This is a genomic window from Hoyosella sp. YIM 151337, from assembly GCF_026041215.1.
Lineage (GTDB): Bacteria > Actinomycetota > Actinomycetes > Mycobacteriales > Mycobacteriaceae > Hoyosella.
In genome coordinates this window covers 212009-231158 of the sequence record NZ_JAPEIQ010000021.1, presented here as the reverse complement: position 1 = coordinate 231158, position 19150 = coordinate 212009, and the positions used below count along the sequence as shown (strand labels likewise).

The window sequence follows — 19150 nt, the reverse complement described above, 5'->3', positions numbered from 1 at the left end:
ACTGTGATCAGCACCACTGCTGTACTTAAAGTAAGTCAAATGATCCAGTCGTATGATCCACTTAACGAAAGCGACACCATCATGAGCTCTCCCTCCACCTCAGCTGCCGAAGTCGTCGATGTCATCGGCGTCGGCGCCGGCTTCTCCGGTCTCTACCTCGCACACCGGCTCACAACCGCGGGGTGGACCTTCGCGGGCTTCGAGGCCGGGCCGAGCGTCGGCGGCACGTGGTTCTGGAACACTTATCCGGGCGCCCGCTGCGACGTCGAGAGCATCTACTACTCGTACTCGTTCGACGACGCACTTCAGCAGGAATGGACGTGGAGCGAGCGATTTGCGCCGCAGGCCGAAATCCTCAGTTACATCAACCACGTCGCTGACCGCTTCGATCTGCGCAAGTACTTCACCTTGAATACCCGAGTGGTCGGTGCGACGTGGAACGCGGCCGATCGGCTGTGGGAGGTGCGACTCGACAATGGTGAGACGCGTCGCTCCCGTTACCTGATCTCCGGTGCCGGCGGCCTGTCCACCCCCAAAGACTTCGACGTGCCGGGCCTCGCGAACTTCACCGGCTTGCAGGTGTCGACGAGCCGCTGGAATATCGCGCTTGACGACCTCGCTGGCAAGCGCGTCGCCGTGATCGGCACAGGATCGTCAGGCGTGCAAGCTATCCCGCTGATCGCGGAGGTCGCCGATGAGCTCACCGTTTTCCAGCGCACCCCGAACTACGTGATGCCAGCGCGCAACTCCGAGCTTCCCCCGGAGCAGATCCAGTGCATCAAGGACGACTATCCGGCAATCCGTGAGGAGTGCCGTCACTCTCTCGGCGGCATCCCCGAGCGTCCCGTGGCCGATAAGGCCTTCGACGTGTCGGATGAGGAGCGTCAGCGGCGTTATGAGGAGGCCTACAAACGTAGTGGCTTTAATGGTGTCGGTGCCGAGTTCGTCGATCTGCTCACTGACGCCGAGGCAAACCGGACCGCGTCGGAATTCATCCACAACAAGATTCGCGAGATCGTCAAGGATCCGGCTACAGCCGAGCTGCTTGTACCCAAGTACCACCCGATGGGCGCGAAGCGCAGCTGCTTCGGAACGGACTACTACGAGACCTTCAATCGGCCAAACGTATCGCTGGTGTCACTGCGCGACGAGCCGATCGAGACGATGACCGCGAACGCGATCGTCACATCGAAGGGAACGTACGGGGTGGACGCCGTGGTACTCGCCATCGGTTTCGATGCCTTCACCGGTCCGTTGTACGGGCTCAATATCACCGGCGCGTCCGGCAAGAAGCTGCAGGACGCTTGGCACAACGGCGTCCGCACCTACCTCGGGCTCATGACCGCGGATTTCCCCAACTTCTTCATGGTGGGGGGCCCGCAGAGCCCCGCTCTCGCCAGCAACGTGGTGATGACTATCGAGCAGGCGGTGGACTGGATCGCCGACCTCATCGAGCACGCCCGCGACTCCGGTGCGACGCTCGTCGAGGCCACCGCCGAGGGCCAGAACGACTGGGTGGACATCACCGAGGAGACCGTCGCCGGCACCCTGTACGCCACCACCGACTCCTGGTACCGCGGCTCGAACGTCGAGGGCAAGCCAAATACCTTCTTGGGCTACGTAGGCGGAGTGGGCAAATACCGCCGCATGTGCACCGAGATCGCCAAGCGGGGTTACCCCGGCGTCGAGATCGACGGCGAAGCGCAGTCCCGCAACCTCGGCCCCATCCATAAGGAAATCTCATGAGCAAGGCAGTCCACCGGCGCTATGTCGCCTTCTCCGACGCGCACTATGCCGGCAACCTGGTCGACGGCGCCTACGCCCTGAAACTCTTTGGTGACGTCGGCACGAACCTTTCGATCGAGACCGACGGTCACGAGGGGCTGTTCGCCGGCTACTCATCCGTCGAATTCCTCGCCCCGGTGCGCGGAGGCGATGTCGTTGAGGCCGAGGCCCGTTTGGTGAGGAAGGGCAATCGGAGCCGGACAGTCGACTTCGAGCTCCGCGTGATCTGCCGTGCAGCAGACGACTCCGGCCGGTCGCGAACTCTTGAAACACCACTGGTCGCGGTGCGCGCTCGTGGCACCGCGGTCATCCCTACAGAGGATGCGGAGTAGCGGCGATGAAGCTGATCCACGAGACCGGTTGGGCCAAGCCCCCCGCGATCATCGAACAGCCCCTTAGCGCTGACATCGACTGCGACGTGGTCGTGATCGGCGGTGGCGGGGGCGGCATGTCGGCGGCGCTCCGCCTCGCCGAGAAGGGCGTCGACGTGGTGCTCCTCGAGGCGCAGACACTCGGCTGGGGCGCCACCTCCCGCAACGCCGGATACATCACGAACTCGATCGCCGCCGATCCGCAGATGCTCGCACTCCTGCTTAAACCCGAGCGGCTGCGCAACCTGTACCGGTACGCGGAGAACGCGGTGCACTTCGCCGAGGATGCCATCACCCATCACGGAATCGAGTGCGGCTACCAGCGGGCCGGGATTGTGATGGCCGCCGTCTCCAAAGGGCAACTGCGGAGGGCGCGCCGCAACGCAAAGGCCATGACTGAGGCCGGATCGGCGGCCGAGTTCGTCGAGGGGCGTGCGGCGGGGCTTCCGGACGGATTCCTGGGCGGAGTGCGCGAGGGGGTCGGTGGCACGCTCAATCCGGGTGAGTTCGTCCTCGGCCTGCGGGCCGCGACGATCGGGGCCGGTGTGCGCGTCTACGAGCACACCCCCGCCCGCGACGTCACCGACACCGCCGGAGGGGTCATCGTCGAAACCCCCGGCGGCAAGGTTCGGGCCCGCAAGGCGATTCTGACCACCAACGCTTACAGCGCGGACCTTTCCATCGCGCCGAAGAACCTCGCGACCCCCGTCTGGACCTCCCTGGTCGAGACCGAGCCGGTGGCACCCGAGCGACTCGACGAAATCGGCTGGACCAGCCGCGCCCCGATGGTCACTCTGCACATGATCATCGAAAGCTACCGCGTCACCCCACGGGGCACCATCGTGTTCGGCACCCGCCGTATTCAGACCGGGCGAAACCCACTGCCGGACCGCACTCCCGCGCAAAACGTTGCCGATGACCTCGTCCGCGGATTCCGCGAGCGCTTCCCGGGCTTGCGCGACGTCAAGCCGCAGCAGGCATGGGGCGGCTGGATCGGCATGAGCTCCACGTGGCTTCCCGTCGCCGGGGAGGCCTCCGACAATGTGCTCTACTCGCTCGCCTGCAATGGCCACGGGTTCGCCCAGGCGCAGTACGTGGGCCATCTGCTGGCCGACCGGATCGGCGGTGCGCCGATGCACGACGACCTGGCGGCAATCTGGCACGGCCGCAAGCGCTTCTGGCCCAGTCTCGTCAGGGGCCCCGCGCTGTACGCGGGCTGGCTGGCGGACCGCGCCTCCGACCGTTTGGCAACCCTCACGAAATGACCACGCCGCTGGTCGGCTGGTGTCACCCCCAAGGAGAAGATCATGGCCATCTGGGAACTACTCTTCATGGTCGCGGACATTTGGATGATCGCCGTCGGCTTCATATACGGCGTCCTATTCATCCGGAACTTCAGAAATTACCTGCTCGGACTCGAATGGATCATCGTTGCGACTTCGGGAACAAACTTCCTTATCTACGCCCTCCTCCAGGCTGGCCAAGACAGTCCGATGTACTCCATGGCGTACTTCCTGGACGCCTTCTCTCGGTCTATCGGCATCACCCTGATCCTGGTTCTCGGGCTAATGAAGGTCACCCACCGGTACAAGCCATCCGCGGCTATCGATATCGGCGTGTTCGCCCTCGCTGCTTTCGCGGGCTTCATCCTCAGTCGGTACGCCGAGGAGATCGGTCTCTCCGGCAAGATCTTCTACGTGGTCGCCAACGTGCTCACCACGATCTTCCTGATCTACTTCGTGAAACGTCTGTGGGACATCGGCGAGCGCCGACACGCTGTGTGGGCCGGCATTGCCACCGCTTGCGGCTTCCTCATCGCCGCGACCTATGACTTCGTTGACATCCCGGGCGACGACGCCGAGCGCACGATCTTCTACACCCTCGCACTGACCACGTGGGGCTTGCAGATGTTCGCCTACTACCGCGCGTACCGGGCATTCGACGCCTACAACAAGCGCGTCGACGCCGCCAAGGCGGCTAGCGTGCCGGCGACAGTGTGAGTCGTGGCCCTGCTAGCACGGAATCACGGGATGTGACTCGGCCGATCGTCGGCTGTGTGAGACGACGGCGTTCAGGGCCGGGAGAACGCCAGCAGCCGTGCGGTGGTGTGCTGGCGGATCTCACCGTGCTGGTTAACAGTGTCGTAGACGGCGGTGATGAATCCGCGGCTCGGATCGGATCGGGAGGCTCGGACATCGGTGACCTCGAGGTCCACGTGGAGCCGGTCACCGGGGCGAGTGGGCGTCGGCCAAGCCAGATCGATTGAGGCGCCGATGATGCCGGTGGCCAAAGGCAACCCACTGGTGACGAGCAGTCGCATGGTGATCGCGGCGGTGTGCCAGCCGCTGGCCGCGAGACCTTGGAAGAAGGTGTCCCGTGCGAGGTCTTCGCTGAGGTGGAACGGTTGGGGGTCCCATGCGTTGGCGAAGTCTATGATCGCCTCTGCGCCAAGTTCGTAGGTCTCGGTGCGGAAGCGGTCACCGACGCTGATGTCGTCGAGCCAGAGGGTAGGAACAGTCATAGTTGTCCTTGCGTCGGGTCGAAAGATTTGAGTAGTCAGGCCGACCGGGCAAACCTCAGTCGTTGACAAAGTGTCGGCCGTCCTCGACCATAATAGTCATATGACTTAGACGTATGACCATTGCGGTCCCGCTGTGGAGCGGTCACCAGAACTAGGATGCACATGTTCAGTAATACTTTCACCGAGACGTTCGGGATCGAGCACCCGATCGTCTGTGGCGGCATGACCGCCGTTGGTACCGCGGATCTGATTGGCGCCGTGGCCAATACGGGGGCGCTCGGTTTTCTCACCGCCCTGACCCAGCCCACCCCCGAGGCCCTGGTGAAGGAGATCGCCCGCTGCCGGGATCTGACCGACAAGCCGTTCGGGGTCAACCTCACAATTCTGCCGACCATTCAGCCGGTGCCCTACGACGAATACCGTGACGCCATCGTCGACAGTGGCATCACCATCGTCGAAACCGCCGGGGGGAACCCGCGGCCGCACCTGCCGACTTTCAAGGCCGCCGGGGTGAAGGTCATTCACAAGGCGGTTTCGGTCCGGCACGCCGTCAAGGCCGAACAACTCGGTGTCGACGCTGTCAGCATCGACGGTTTCGAATGTGCCGGGCACCCGGGCGATGACGACGTCCCGGGCCTTGTGCTGATCCCCGCTGCCGCCAAGGCGCTGTCCATTCCGATCATCGCCAGCGGCGGAATCGCCACCGGCGCCGGTCTGGTTGCCGCCCTCGCGCTCGGTGCTTCCGCGGTCAACATGGGCACGCGTTTCATGGCGACCACGGAAGCGCCCATCCACGACAACGTGAAACAACAGATCGTGGGCAACACCGAACGCGACACGGTCGTCGTGTTCCGCGAGTTCCGCAACACCGCCCGTGTGGCCCGCAATGCGGTCTCTGAAGAAATCGCTGCCCTCGCCCGGCGGCCGGGTGCGACGTTCGACGATGTCGCGCACCTGGCCAGCGGTGCCCGCGGCCGCGAGCAGGTGTACGGCAACGGTGACGTCGACGGTGGTATGTGGTGGGCCAGCCAGGCGCAAGGCCTGATCGACGACATCGGTAGCTGCAAGGAAGTCGTGGAATCGATACTCACCGAAGCTCAGCAGATCATCACCCGCACGCTGCCCGCGCAGCTCAAGGAGCTCCAATGCCAACACGGGAAATAAAGGAAGAGACCACCGACGTGGTCGTCGTCGGCGCCGGTATGGCGGGGTTAATGGCGGCGACCACGCTGTCACCGGAGACCGACGTGGTTGTACTCGAAGCCGACAACCGCACGGGCGGGCGAGTCGAGACCGTCCGGCAGGGCGACTACTGGATCAATGTCGGCACTCAGTTCACCGAGGGCACAGGCACACTCATCGAAGCCCTCGACCGGCACGGCATCGAGAGGGGATCGCTCGCAGGGAAAAGCGTTGCGCTTTACCTGAACGGCGGGATAGTCGACACCGCGAATCCCGTTGCGCTGATGTTCCGCACGCGGATGACCGCGCTGGACCGTATCGGCATGGCCGCTGTCGGTGCACGCATCCTCGCGGTCACGCCATTTCTGGAGTCGCAAAGCCGTATCGCACAGCGGGTCCGTGCCAAGCTCGACACCAAGCTGGCCTCGTACCTACTCAAGGGCGTCCGGTCGAGGCTAGCCGCCGACGTCGTTCGCGCGTTTTCGGCGCAGTGGATGGGATGCGAGTTGGAAGAGACGGCCGCTACCCAGTTCGTTACATCGGTGGGCATCGCGCTCGCTGACCCTGCGAAAGTCCCGAACTTCTCGCTCCCGGTGGGGGGCAACCAGACATTGACCGACGTTCTGGCCGAGGATCTCGGTGGCCGGATCCGGCTGAACTCGGCTGTGCAATCGGTGCGGCAGGACGGGGACGGCGTCACCGTCGAGTACCTCGACGGGAACCGGCCGGTGCGGCTGCGAGCCAAGCGCGCGATCGTGACCGCGCCCGCCGACATCGCCGAACGGATCATCCCGGACCTCCCGCAGCAGCACCGGAACGCTTTCAGCGACATCACTTACGGCCGGTACGTGATTGTCGGATTCTTCACCGACGAAACCGGCCCGCAGCGCTGGGACGACTACTTCGCCGTCTCGACGCCGCAGCTGTCGTTCCAGGCGATGTTCAACCACGCCGCGGCGATGCGCAGTGGTGACGACCGTAAGCCGGGTGGAGCGCTGGCCTGTTTCGCTGGCGGCGCTGCGGCCGACGCGTTGTTCGACCTGTCCGACGAGGAGATCGTGTCGCGATTCACGAAGGACCTGCTCGCAGTGTTTCCCGAGCTGGAAGGAAAGCTGGGCGAGGGCATCGTACGGCGCCACCGCCGCGTCGTGCCTTTCTGGGCTCCCGGACGCAGGAACTCACTACCGACGTTGCGCGATCCGCTCGGAACGATCTACCTTGCCGGCGACTACCAGCTTGATCTACCGTCGCTCGCCGACGCAGCCACGTCTGGCGAGCGAGCGGCGAAAGCCGTACTCGCGAGCCTGAACCTGCCAAGCTTATGAGGATCCCTCAATTTGCGCTCGAATTAGTCGCTTTTCGATCCTGTCGGAGGTTGTTGAGCAGACCCTCGGCTTTGAATCTGTGATGTTAAACGCAAAAACTAGGGACCTTAGTCCACACTTTCGACAGCCATTGCTCTGATGTCTATCTCCCTGACGAACTGCCGCCTACAGTTAACGCCCTAGCCGCCGGACAATGGAGTCCGGCGCATGACTGAAGGCAGGTCTCTGTCATGACCGCTGTGACGCGACGTGGCCGCGCGGCTGCAGATCTCGAGCGCTGGCGCGACAGGAAGCGATATCTTTGGCTCTTTTCGTTAATCCCCGCAACGGCGCCCCTGCTTGCCGCGGGCTTGTACTCCCTTACTGGCAACTCGCTAGCGTGGTGGGCAGGCCCGATCGTAGTGTTTGTACTGATCCCCGTCATCGATGTGGCACTGGGCAACGATGGCCAGAACCCGCCAGCTGAGTTCATAGCCGAACTCGAAAACGATCGGTGGTACCGGTGGGTGACGTATCTTTATCTCCCGCTTCAATACGCTGGGTTCGTTCTGGCATTGTGGCTGTGGGCGAGCGGCAACTTGAGCGTGCTCGATAGCGTGGGTCTGGCCCTGACGGTCGGGTCGACAGCAGGTATCGGTATCACAGTCGCGCACGAACTTGGCCATAAAAAAGAAAACCTCGAGCGCTGGCTCTCCCGTATCGTCCTGGCCCAATGCGGATACGGTCACTTCTATATTGAGCACAATCGCGGGCATCACGTTCGGGTCGCGACGCCGGAGGATCCCGCAACCGCGCGCTTTGGTGAGTCACTCTACGCATTCTTTCCGCGCACCGTCGTCGGCAGTGTGCGATCTGGCTGGAAGCTTGAGCAGCAGCGTTTCGCGAGATCAGGACGCTCGCATTGGACCCTTAAGAACGACGTCCTCAATGCGTGGGCAATGAGCATCGGCATGTGGGCTGCTGCGCTGATCGCACTGCAGGTGCTCAGCTGGACAAGTGTGATTGAGAGCTACACCATCTGGACTGTCCTTCCTTACCTCGTTATCCAGGCCGTCTTCGGGTTCTTACTGCTCGAAGCGGTGAACTACCTTGAGCATTACGGGCTGCTCCGGCAGAAGGACGCAAACGGGCGGTATGAGCGGTGCAATCCGGCACACAGCTGGAATAGCGACCGTATCTGTACCAACCTCTTCCTTTACCATCTGCAGCGCCATAGCGATCATCACGCGAATCCGACGCGGCGATACCAGGCATTGCGGACGATGCAGGAATCCCCCGAACTCCCAGCCGGTTACGCGACCATGATTCTTCTCGCGGTCGTGCCACCACTGTGGCGGAGGGTAATGGACAAGCGGGTTTTGGCGCACTACCACGGCGACATCACCAAAGTTAACGTCGATCCCCGCAAGCGGAACAAGATCTACGCTCAGTTCGGTGTCGCAGTGCCAGGCTGAGGCGCGTGCCCTGGGGCCGGGCGTTGCGGTGACACAGACCCGCCCGGCTCCCGTGTAACCGCGCTAACCCGGCATAGTGGATGATCTGAGGACGATGAGCGCCGGGGGCAACGCTGCCTCCGCTTGGTCAGAGAGGCAGCTCGACATGGCTGGTACTGGGGGAATATGGCGGCGCGGCGCCGCTTTTGGCGGTCTGGGTCTCGCTTTTGCAGGTTCAGCGGCGTGGTCGATGCAGCGCAGGCTCATCTACTATCCCGATGCGCTGCCGATCCCGCCAGCAGCCAGCGTTGTGAGCAGTGCTGAAGATGTTCAATTCACCACCGACGACGGTCTGACTCTGCGTGCCTGGTATGTGCGGCCGTCTAGTGGAGCCGCAGACCGCAACGTCACGGTGCTGATGGCGCATGGCAACGCTGGTAGCCGGGCGGACCGCGCGCCGCTCGCGGCGAAACTCGCGCGTCGCGGAATCGCAACGCTGCTGCTCGACTACCGCGGCTACGGAGGCAACCCAGGCCAGCCGTCCGAGCAGGGCCTCGCCCTCGATGTTCGCGCTGCGTATTGGTACCTCCGGAAAAACCGTGGCGTCGAGCCCGAACGGATGATCTATTTCGGTGAGAGCCTCGGATGCGGTGTAGTCGCGGAACTGGCACTGCGCTACCCGCCCGGCGGCGTAGTCCTCCGATCACCGTTCACAGATTTGGTAGAGGTCGGAAAGCTGCATTACCCACGGCTGCCGGTCCAGTTCTTCTTGCGCGACCGGTTCCGCGTCGTTGATGCGGTACGGAAGATCACGGTGCCCATCGTCGTGGTGTACGGCACGTCTGACGACATCGTTCCCGCTGAGATGAGCGCAAAGGTGGCGGATGCGGCAAAGAACCTCAACAGCACCGTCGTTCTGCCAGGCGTGGGACATAACGACCCGCACATGCTCGTCGGGGGTGAGTTGATCAGCGCTGTGGAAGGTCTTATCCCGGACTGATCACAGAAATCTCACTATCTCTAGAACACACCATAGAAAGTCGTAGATATTCGTAGCGCCGGCGATACGGTGGCGCCATGGACCCAGTGCGCAACCCCTACGCTCCAGGGGCCGGGCAAAAGCCACCCGAACTTGCCGGTCGGACACGGCAACTGACTGCGTTCGACGTTGTTCTCGAGCGCATAGCGCGTGGCCGTCCCGAACGCAGCGTCATGCTGACCGGCCTGCGCGGTGTCGGAAAAACGGTGCTGCTCAACCAGATGCGGTCCGCGGCGATCAGCCGCGGCTGGGGGACGGGAAAGATTGAAGCCCGGCCCGATCAAGAACTGCGTCGGCCCTTTTCGTCAGCTCTGCACATGGCGATCCGGGAAATCGCTGCAGCGCACCGTGACCCAGAGCGGGTCGATGAGTTCCTCGGCGTACTCAAAGCGTTCGCACTTCGGGCGTCAGCCGACAAGGGTATGCGTGAGAAGTGGCAGCCCGGAATCGACGTTCCTGTCGCTAAGGGACGCGCAGATTCCGGCGATATCGAAATCGACCTTTTGGAGTTGCTCGTCGACGCGGCATCGCTGGCGCAGGATGTGGGCGTCGGGATTGCGATCTTTATCGATGAAATTCAGGACCTCGGCGCCGCGGACGTCTCTGCCCTGTGCGCCGCTTGCCACGAACTCAGCCAACTGGGCGCACCGCTCATCGTGGTTGGTGCTGGGCTGCCACATGTTCCGGCTGTGTTGTCCGCATCGAAAAGCTATTCCGAACGACTCTTCGCGTACCACCGTATTGACCGGCTCGACCGGGACGCGTTCGACCTCGCGCTGCTGGCGCCTGCCGAACGTGAAGACGTGACCTTCGAGCCTGACGCGCTCGACGCGCTGTACGCGGCCGCGGACGGGTATCCCTACTTTGTGCAGGCGTACGGCAAAGCGACCTGGGACATGGCGGCGCAGTCGCCGATCACTGCCAACGATGTGCGGGTCGCCGCGCCCGACGCAGAGGAAGAACTCGCAGTTGGATTCTTCGGTTCCAGGTATGAGCGCGCGACACCCGCAGAACGGGAATACATGCGGGCGATGGCGGATCTCGCTGGCGACGACGGCCCTGTGCTCACCGCGGAAATCGCGAAGCATCTCGGCCGGCGCCCCGCCTCGCTCTCCCCGTCCCGGGACGGATTGATCAAGAAGGGCCTGATCTACTCCGCTGAGCGTGGTTCGATCGGGTTCACTGTTCCGCATTTCGGCCGATATCTGCGAAGTCAATCAGACTGAATGCCGGAACACGGCAAGTGAGGGATGCTGGTGCAATGACGGTTTCGCCGATGTTTCCGCTTGGTATGGCTTTGTTGCCCGGCGGACGCCTGCCGTTGCATGTCTTCGAGCCGCGTTACCAGGAACTGGTTCGGGACTGCCTCGCCGCCCCGGGCGGGCCGTTTTTCGGTGAGGTACTTATTGCCCGTGGTGCCGAGGTTGGCGGAGGCGATCTGCGCAACGACATCGGCACTAAAGCTGAGATCGTGGCGCACGTTGATCTCGGCGGTGGGCGCATCGCACTCGACTGCCGGGGCCGTTCACGGATCAGGATACGACGATGGCTCCCCGACGACCCGTATCCGCGAGCCGAGGTCGAGGAATGGCCTGATGAGGACCGTGACTTCACCGCCGCTGACTTCCAGCATTTCAGCGCGCGCATCGCCGAGCTATACAGCCTGCTCGCTCGCCTCGCTGGGAAACAGCATGTCCCGTCACCGCGCGTACCTGAACTCGGCGGTCTGCCTGAGGATCCAGCTCTTCATTTGTACTCGCTGGCCGACCGCGTGCCGCTTGGGGATGCCGACAGGTACGCACTGCTTGCTGCGCCCGGTATGCACGCTCGGGTACAGGTGTTTGCTGACGCGCTTGACGGGCTCGTCGAACTCGCTGAGTTTGGGCTGACGAAGTAGCTCGCGTGCCGACGCTGGGCGCGTTTTTTAGCGCAGTGTTACGCCCGTTTCACAGCGCATTCGCCAATTGTGTGAGCACTCCCATCAGCTCACCCTTTGTTAGGTGGGCCATATCTCGCTGCCGTAACATGGTTGCCGCACTTGGCACACAATGCCTAGACACGGATAAGCGCTAAAGCGGGAAGAAGGACCATGAGTACTGAGCAGCCCACCATCATCTACACGCTGACTGACGAAGCGCCTTTGCTCGCGACCGCCGCCTTTCTGCCGATCGTGCGCACGTTCGCCGGGGCGGCCGGAATCAACGTCCAGACCAGCGACATTTCTGTCGCCGCGCGGATCCTTGCGGAGTTTCCCGATTACCTGACCGAAGAGCAGCGCGTGCCGGACAATCTCGGTGAACTCGGTCGTTTGACCCAACTGCCCGATACAAACATCATCAAGCTGCCGAACATCAGTGCCTCAGTGCCGCAGCTCCTGGCGGCGATCAAGGAATTGCGCGGCAAGGGGTATGAGCTGCCGGACTTTCCGCAGGACCCTAAGACGGACGAGGAAAAGGAAATCCGTAAGCGGTACGCGAAGTGTCTGGGCAGCGCCGTGAACCCCGTTCTGCGCGAAGGCAATTCAGACCGTCGGGCGCCCAAGGCTGTGAAGGAGTTCGCGCGCAAGCACCCGCACAGCATGGGTGAGTGGTCGATGGCGTCACGCACCCACGTCGCACACATGCGCGAGGGCGACTTTTACCACGGGGAGAAGTCGATAACACTCGACCGGGCCCGCGACGTCAAGATGGAGCTGGTCACCACGAGTGGCGAGAAGATCGTCCTCAAGCCCAAGGTTGCGCTGCAGGACGGCGAAGTCATCGACAGCATGTTTATGAGCAAGAAGGCTCTGCTGGACTTCTACGAGGCTCAGATGGAGGATGCGCGGAAAACGGGGCTGCTGTTCTCACTGCACGTGAAGGCAACGATGATGAAGGTCTCGCACCCCATCGTCTTCGGCCATGCGGTGCGCATCTTCTACAAGGAAGCCTTCGAGAAGCATCAGGAACTGTTCGACGAGCTGGGTATCAACGTCAACAACGGCATGGGCGATCTGTACGACAAGATCGACACACTTCCTGCGTCGCAGCGCGACGAAATCATCAAAGACCTGCACCGTTGCCACGAGCACCGTCCTGAACTTGCGATGGTGGATTCAGCGCGGGGCATCTCCAACTTCCACTCGCCGAGTGACGTGATCGTCGACGCTTCGATGCCGGCGATGATCCGCGCCGGTGGCAAAATGTACGGCCCGGACGGACGGCCAAAGGACACCAAGGCTGTGATGCCGGAGTCGACGTTCGCCCGGATCTATCAGGAGATCATCAACTTCTGCAAGACCAACGGTGCGTTTGATCCCACGACGATGGGCACCGTGCCCAACGTCGGTTTGATGGCGCAGAAGGCCGAGGAGTACGGCTCGCACGACAAGACGTTCGAAATGCCAGAAGGCGGCGAAGCCAACATCGTCGACCTCGAGACGGGTGAAGTCCTGCTGTCTCAGACGGTTGAAGCTGGTGACATCTGGCGCATGTGCACGGTAAAGGACGGGCCTATCCGCGACTGGGTAAAGCTTGCTGTAACCCGGGCACGTGATTCGGGGATGCCCGTCCTGTTCTGGCTCGATCCGTATCGCCCGCACGAGAACGAACTGATCAAAAAGGTCCAGACGTACCTGAAGGATCACGACACTGAAGGCCTCGACATTCAGATCATGTCCCAGGTGCGCTCGATGCGGTACACCTTGGAGCGTCTCATCCGTGGGCTGGACACGATCGCGGCCACAGGCAACATCCTGCGCGACTACCTGACCGACCTTTTCCCCATTCTGGAACTCGGCACCAGCGCCAAGATGCTGTCGATCGTTCCGCTCATGGCTGGCGGAGGTCTGTACGAGACAGGGGCGGGAGGCTCTGCGCCGCGCCACGTCAAGCAGCTTGTCGAGGAGAACCACCTGCGCTGGGACTCGCTCGGGGAGTTCCTTGCACTCGCTGTGAGCCTCGAGGATGTGGGGAAGAAGGCCGGGAACAAGCAGGCGGAAATCCTTGCCAAGACCCTTGATTCGGCGACTGGGAAGCTGCTCGAAACGAACAAGAGTCCGTCCCGCAAGACTGGTGAGCTCGACAACCGTGGCAGCCAGTTCTACCTCGCCATGTACTGGGCGCAAGAGCTGGCCGCCCAGACCGAAGATCCGGAACTGCAGAAGCAATTCGGGACGCTGGCGAACACACTCGCTGAAAACGAAGAAGCCATCCTTGGGGAACTCTCTGAGGTCCAAGGGCAGCAGGTTGACATCGGCGGGTACTACCAGCCCGACAGCGAAAAACTCAGCGCCGTGATGCGCCCGAGCAAGACCTTCGAGGCGGCACTCACAGCAATCAGCGGCTAATACCTGCCCTCGCCCCCTGCCTCCGAATCCATCTACGGGAGTCACCTGAAAGTCCGGTTTTCCGGTCGTTTCCGTTGACTCCCGTAGTTGGATTGCAGAGGGGCGGCAGTCGTCCCGTGGTATGACACCGAAATCGGTCTCTAGGCCGGCGAATTCGGTGCGTTCCCCCAATAGCGTCAAGGCCACCGCATCCACTCAGAATTGGAGTTGCCGTGGCCACCGCCGCTACCACTTTCGAACCCAACTCGGTTCGCAGCGAGCGCATCGCTGGTATTGACGTCGCGCGAGCACTTGCTGTGCTCGGAATGATCACCGTGCATACCGGCATGGGTGTCCTTGCGCCGCAGTATCTCGCCCCCTTCACCGGCCGGGCATCAGTTCTTTTCGCCGTGCTCGCAGGTGTGTCTCTCGCACTCCTGAGCGGCGGTGCGGAAGTGCATCGGGGCGATAAGCTGCGCAGCGATCGGCGCGGTATTGTCATCCGCGGCGCGCTTCTGTTCGTGCTGGGTATTGCGCTGATGCTCCTCGGGACGCCGGTGGTGGTGATCCTCGCGACGTATGCCGTGCTGTTCTGGGTGGTCACCCCGTTGTTGGCGTGGTCGTGGCAACGTGTGGCTTTACTCGCTGCGGTAACGGCGCTCGTCGCACCCGTTGTTTCTTTCCTCGTGCGCGGGCGGGTGCTGCCGCCCACCGACACCCTTGGCGGGACAGTCACGCTTGACGCATTCATGTCACTCGACGGTGTATTGGCTTCGTTGCGCATACTGTTGATCGACGGAATGTACCCCGTGCTCACATGGATCCCATTTGTGCTGGCTGGTTTGGCTGTTGGCCGGTGGGGAACTGGCCGGAATGGTGCGTGGCCCGCGCTGCTGGGAGCGGGCAGTCTGCTGGCTGCGGCGGGTTACGGGGGGTCTTATCTCGCGTTGCACGCCTTCGGAATGAAAGCCGCCCTCGTCCAGGGGCTCGATGATCTTCAGCCGGGGGCGGGTAATGAACTCTTCACGTTCTTCGCACAGCACGGAATGATGGGGACGGTCAGTACACATGACTGGCGATGGCTGTTCATCGCTTTCCCGCACGCAGGCACACCCTTCGACATCCTCGGCAGCACCGGTGTCGCGATCATAGTGATCGCCGCTTCGATCGCGTTCGCTCGCTTCGCACCGCGGTTGTTGGTAGCGCCGTTGAGCGCGCTCGGACGCATGCCCTTGACCGTCTACGCGGGGCACATCGTCGCACTGTGGCTGCTGACGATTACCGGAACACTGTCCTTGAGCGGATTCCAGTTCGCGCTGTTTCTCGCGGTGCCACTGATCGTGGCATGGACATGGTCGCTGTTCTTCAGCCAGGGTCCACTTGAACGACTGCTGTCGCGTGCATCCCGGTCACAAATCCAACTGCGGGAGTCAACCAGAACGGCCTGAAATCGGCCGTTTCGTGTGACCTCCGTAGGTGGATTGGCGCGGGTGACGGCAGCGCGGGCTAGCTGAGCAGGTGCCGCACCCGCGCGGCCTCGCGAATGAGGTGGTCACGTTCGGGCACACTATTCGCTGTGCGGGCGGCCTCAGCGTACAGATCGGCTGCACGCTCGAGGTCGCCAGCGCTTTCATGCAGGTACGCGGCCGCGGCGGTGTAGCGGGGGAGACTCGGCTCCACCTCAGCCAGCGCAGCCAGTCCCGCTTGCGGCCCGTCAGCCGCACCGACCGCGACTGCCCGGTTCAGCTGCACTATCGGGCTTGCCGTGAGGCGCAGCAGTTCGTCGTACCACTCCACGATCTGAACCCAATCAGTTTCGGCGGTGCTGCGAGCATCCGCGTGCAGCGCCGCGATCGCAGCCTGTGCCTGGTATTCGCCGAGCCGGTCGCGTGCCAGCGCGCTCTGCAAGATGGTCACGCCCTCAGCAATCATCGTGGTGTCCCACAGTGTGCGGTCTTGCTCACGCAGGGGCACCAGGCGACCGTCCGGGCCGGTACGCGATGCCCGGCGGGCATGGTGCAGCAGCATCAGCGCCAGAAGTCCAGCAACCTCTGGCTCGGAACTGAGCGCAGCGAGCTGGCGGGTGAGCCGGATGGCCTCGGCAACCAAATCCACGTGCCCGCCGTACCCTTCGTTGAAAACGAGGTAAAGCACGCGAAGAACAGTCTGAAGATCGCCGGGCTGATCCAGCGGGAGGTCCGCAATGCGCCGCTTTGCCCGGCTAATCCGTTGCCCCATGGTCGCTTCCGGCACGAGGTAGGCGCGGGCGATCTGCCGCGTGGTGAGGCCACCGACAGCGCGCAGCGTCAGCGCGACCGCTGCGCTTGCTGGCAGCTGGGGGTGCGCGCACACGAAATACAACCACAGCGTGTCATCTGCCGCGGACACCGGACCCGGTCGCGGCTCCGCGCCTACGGCCAGCTCACGGTCCCGCCGCGACGCCTCCGCGCGCGCAGTATCGATAAACCTGCGCCATGCCACCGCAACAAGCCACGCTTTGGGGTCTCGCGGCGGCTCGGCCGGCCAGGTTTGCAGGGCCCGGATCAGCGCGTCTTGCACCGCATCCTCGGCCGACGCGAAATCAGCGCCGCGCCGGACGAGGACACCGATCACCGCAGGCACGAGTTCCCGCAGCAGCGTCTCATTCATTCAGTCACCATTGGAATCTCGTTGAGAAACGGCCGCACCTCAAGCCACTCGTGGATTGCTTTGCCGCCCGCCCCAGGGGCGGCGGACAGTTCCCCAGCCAGTTCGACGGCACGGTCCCACGACTCAACGTCGATCACCATCCAGCCGGCGATGAGATCCTTGGTTTCAGGGAAAGGGCCATCGGTCACCGGCGGTCGTCCCGCGCCGTCATAACGCACGAAGGCCCCCTCGGGCGCGAGGGCCTGGGCGTCGACGAACTCACCTGTCTCCTCTAAGCGAGCGGCGAAATCGCGCATGAACTGCACGTGCGCATCAACCTCTTCTGGTGTCCACTGGTCCATCGGCACGTCAACGACCGGCGCTGGCGCTCCCCGGTAGTGCTTTAGCAGCAGATACTTCATGGCGGCTCTCCTCTGTAGTAGCGCGGCCCTCGTGGCCACTCTTACTCCAGGGACGGAGCCGCCGCCGAATTTTCGACAACAGGCGGTGGCGACAGCGGATATTTTTTTGTGAGGATCCGGATGGTTGGCGCGACGGTTCGTGGCCGCGAGTTCGACAGTGCGTGCCACTCGCCGCTTTCGTGTCTGCGGTCGCTTGGCTGCAGCGATCCATTCCCGGATCAGGCGTTGCGACGACGTCGGGAACGCGACTAAGTTGGCCCTGGCGACACTGTCTTTGTCGAGGAGTTCCTGCAGCTCCGAGGGTATTCCGTTGGGTGTTGGCTGCCACGTGCCATGGTTCTTCGCGAGGTCGATGGCGGCCTGCCCTGCTGCAGTCATGAGACCTTGAGCGATCATGCGGGAGGCGCGCTCGCGGTTCACCGCACTCCACGTGCTCTGCGGCCGCCGGGGAGTGAACCGCAACCGCGAACTGTCGGCGCCGTGCTTTCGGTGCAGTCCGTCGATCCAGCCGTAACATAGCGCGTGTTCGACTGCCGCGCCGTAACGCAGGCTAGGCATCACGCTGTCCTTGTGGTGGATCACCAGCCAGACTTCAGTCTCGGAGCCGCCGTGAGTCCGTAGCCAGGCGCGCCACGCTTCGGCGCTGCTTGCGAGAACGTCCATGTCACGCACCTTTCGCGGACGCAACGATGTCGAGGTAGTGCTGGTTGTACATGACGCCGAGTACGTTGCCGAATGGGTCGATGACCGACGCGGTGACAAATCCGGGGCCGCGTTTCGTGACGTCCTCGTGGGTGGTGGCTCCCATTGATAGCAGCCGCTTGTGCGTAGCCTCAACGTCGTCAACCGCCCAGTAGGTCAGCGTCTTGCCGGTTTCCGGGCCGAGTCGGCTGGGCGGTGCGAACCGGCTCGCGATGAACCCTAGTTCGTGCTGGAAGTCGCCGATGCGGAACTCGATGTAGGCCGGGGTCCCGTCAATGTCGTGGATGAAGTAGGGCTCCACTCCAAGTAGTTCGGTGTACCAGTCAACGGCGGAGCGGAGATCGTCGACGACGAAATTGGTGGTGGTGAGCCCTCGCAGCATGGGGGTATTCCTTTCTGGTTTCTGTTCGGTACACCAACTTTCTCAGTGAAAGTGCTCATCAACTGATCACTTTTCTGAGGGATACTCGACGCTATGCGCGCAGACCGGCTCGTCGCGGCCCTGCTGTTCCTCCAGCACCGAGGGCGGGTGACCGCCGCCGAACTCGCCGAGGAACTTGAGGTGTCGGTGGCGACGGCTCGCCGCGATCTGGAAGCACTCTCGGTGGCGGGCATTCCGGTCTATCCGCAGTCAGGGCGCGGCGGCGGATGGTCGCTCCTCGGCGGCGCGCGCACTGACCTCAGCGGATTGTCGGCGGCCGAAACGCAAGCGCTGTTCCTGCTAGTAGGCCCGGCTGCTGCCATCTCAGCGGAGGCAAGAACGGCCTTCCGCAAGCTCGTTCGCGCGCTCCCGCACACCTTCCGCGCCGACGCCGAAGCGGCAGCAAGCACGAGCCTGAACGACCCCACCGGATGGAGCGGTCTCGACCGGCCACGTCCCGGCCTCGTCAGTCTGCTGCAAAGCGCGGTCGTGCGGCGGCGCCAGGTCCGGCTCACCTACACCAACGCCAGGCGAGAGCCATCCGTGCGTCTCGTCGACCCATGGGGGCTCGTCGACAAGAACGGCATCTGGTACCTCGTCGCTGGCAGTGAGCGCGGGCAGCGCACTTTCCGGGTCAGCCGCATCGTTGCGGCCGAGGTGACCGGGGAGAGAGCGGAACGCCCCGAGGACTTCGCTCTCGACCAGGCTTGGAATGAGGTAGTCGAAGCAGTGGAAGTGAAGCGGTCCCGAACCTGGGCAACGGTGCTCATCGAGACCGGCTACGTCGCAATTCTGCGCGATCACTTCGGCAGGCACTGCCGCGTCGACGCCGATCTTGACGGCGGGCGCAGCCGAGTTCGTGTCGCCGCACCGACAGCACTCGACATCGCGCGCAATCTCGCTGGCTGGGGCGCGATGGTCGAGGTGCTCGAACCCGCGTCAGTGCAGGCCGAGCTAGCCAGAATTGGCGCCGAGCTCAGCCAGTTGTACACCCGCTGATCCACGGCGTTTTTCC

The 19150-nt window shown here is 63.1% G+C and carries 17 protein-coding genes and 1 pseudogene; 13 read left to right on the top strand and 5 right to left on the bottom strand.

The window, feature by feature from the left end; translation table 11 throughout:
• The first annotated feature begins 81 nt into the window (after positions 1-81).
• The 4 genes from ONR57_RS10610 to ONR57_RS10595 are packed head-to-tail and all read left to right on the top strand — an operon-like array spanning position 82 to position 4156.
• Positions 82-1746, top strand: a complete 1665-nt coding sequence (locus ONR57_RS10610; protein ID WP_265123384.1) for an NAD(P)/FAD-dependent oxidoreductase — start codon at positions 82-84, stop codon at positions 1744-1746.
• Positions 1743-2117, top strand: a complete 375-nt coding sequence (locus ONR57_RS10605; RefSeq protein WP_265123306.1) for a hotdog domain-containing protein — start codon at positions 1743-1745, stop codon at positions 2115-2117. The genes ONR57_RS10610 and ONR57_RS10605 overlap by 4 nt, the downstream gene beginning before the upstream one ends.
• 5 nt (positions 2118-2122) lie before the next feature.
• Complete coding sequence (locus tag ONR57_RS10600) at positions 2123-3421, top strand: FAD-binding oxidoreductase (RefSeq protein WP_265123305.1); 1299 nt, start codon at positions 2123-2125, stop codon at positions 3419-3421.
• A gap of 42 nt (positions 3422-3463) precedes the next feature.
• Positions 3464-4156 carry a transporter gene (locus tag ONR57_RS10595; protein WP_265123304.1) on the top strand — a complete coding sequence of 231 codons (693 nt, stop codon included), beginning with the start codon at positions 3464-3466 and terminating at the stop codon, positions 4154-4156.
• Positions 4157-4227: 71 nt separating this feature from the next.
• Here the strand turns inward: ONR57_RS10595 and ONR57_RS10590 are convergent, their stop codons facing one another.
• Entirely contained in the window at positions 4228-4677 is a 450-nt protein-coding gene (locus tag ONR57_RS10590) for a MaoC family dehydratase (protein ID WP_265123303.1), read from the bottom strand.
• Positions 4678-4839: 162 nt separating this feature from the next.
• Here ONR57_RS10590 and ONR57_RS10585 point away from each other — a divergent pair, with 162 nt between their 5' ends.
• From ONR57_RS10585 to ONR57_RS10550, 8 genes are all read left to right on the top strand, one after another.
• Complete coding sequence (locus ONR57_RS10585) at positions 4840-5841, top strand: nitronate monooxygenase family protein (protein ID WP_279347679.1); 1002 nt, start codon at positions 4840-4842, stop codon at positions 5839-5841.
• Entirely contained in the window at positions 5823-7184 is a 1362-nt protein-coding gene (locus tag ONR57_RS10580) for an NAD(P)/FAD-dependent oxidoreductase (protein WP_265123300.1), read from the top strand. Before ONR57_RS10585 ends, ONR57_RS10580 begins: the two co-directional genes overlap by 19 nt.
• Positions 7185-7414: 230 nt before the next feature.
• A complete protein-coding gene (locus ONR57_RS10575; RefSeq protein WP_265123299.1) occupies positions 7415-8638 on the top strand; it encodes an alkane 1-monooxygenase in 1224 nt (407 codons plus the stop codon).
• 145 nt (positions 8639-8783) lie between these two features.
• Positions 8784-9617 carry an alpha/beta hydrolase gene (locus tag ONR57_RS10570; protein WP_265123298.1) on the top strand — a complete coding sequence of 278 codons (834 nt, stop codon included), beginning with the start codon at positions 8784-8786 and terminating at the stop codon, positions 9615-9617.
• A gap of 77 nt (positions 9618-9694) precedes the next feature.
• Positions 9695-10882: an AAA family ATPase gene (locus tag ONR57_RS10565; RefSeq protein WP_265123297.1), complete on the top strand. Its 1188-nt coding sequence runs from the start codon at positions 9695-9697 to the stop codon at positions 10880-10882.
• Positions 10883-10917: 35 nt separating this feature from the next.
• The gene (locus ONR57_RS10560) at positions 10918-11553 is read left to right on the top strand and encodes an LON peptidase substrate-binding domain-containing protein (RefSeq protein ID WP_265123296.1); all 636 of its coding nucleotides are present in this window, start codon (positions 10918-10920) and stop codon (positions 11551-11553) included.
• A gap of 192 nt (positions 11554-11745) precedes the next feature.
• A complete protein-coding gene (locus ONR57_RS10555) occupies positions 11746-13983 on the top strand; it encodes an NADP-dependent isocitrate dehydrogenase (RefSeq protein ID WP_265123294.1) in 2238 nt (745 codons plus the stop codon).
• A 212-nt stretch (positions 13984-14195) separates the two neighbouring features.
• The gene (locus ONR57_RS10550; protein ID WP_265123293.1) at positions 14196-15410 is read left to right on the top strand and encodes a DUF1624 domain-containing protein; all 1215 of its coding nucleotides are present in this window, start codon (positions 14196-14198) and stop codon (positions 15408-15410) included.
• A gap of 58 nt (positions 15411-15468) precedes the next feature.
• On the opposite strand, the gene ONR57_RS10545 is transcribed toward ONR57_RS10550, so the two are convergent.
• From ONR57_RS10545 to ONR57_RS10530, 4 genes and pseudogenes are all read right to left on the bottom strand, one after another.
• Complete coding sequence (locus ONR57_RS10545; RefSeq protein WP_265123292.1) at positions 15469-16611, bottom strand: RNA polymerase sigma factor; 1143 nt, start codon at positions 16609-16611, stop codon at positions 15469-15471.
• Positions 16608-17012, bottom strand: a complete 405-nt coding sequence (locus ONR57_RS10540; protein ID WP_265123383.1) for a YciI family protein — start codon at positions 17010-17012, stop codon at positions 16608-16610. The genes ONR57_RS10545 and ONR57_RS10540 overlap by 4 nt, the downstream gene beginning before the upstream one ends.
• Before the next feature lie 150 nt (positions 17013-17162).
• Positions 17163-17390, bottom strand: a pseudogene (locus tag ONR57_RS10535) (YdeI family protein); the annotation flags it as partial.
• 286 nt (positions 17391-17676) lie between these two features.
• Entirely contained in the window at positions 17677-18096 is a 420-nt protein-coding gene (locus ONR57_RS10530; RefSeq protein ID WP_265123291.1) for a VOC family protein, read from the bottom strand.
• Between the two features lie 93 nt (positions 18097-18189).
• Between ONR57_RS10530 and ONR57_RS10525 the strand changes: the two genes are divergently transcribed.
• Positions 18190-19134: a YafY family protein gene (locus ONR57_RS10525; protein WP_265123290.1), complete on the top strand. Its 945-nt coding sequence runs from the start codon at positions 18190-18192 to the stop codon at positions 19132-19134.
• Positions 19135-19150: the final 16 nt, after the last annotated feature.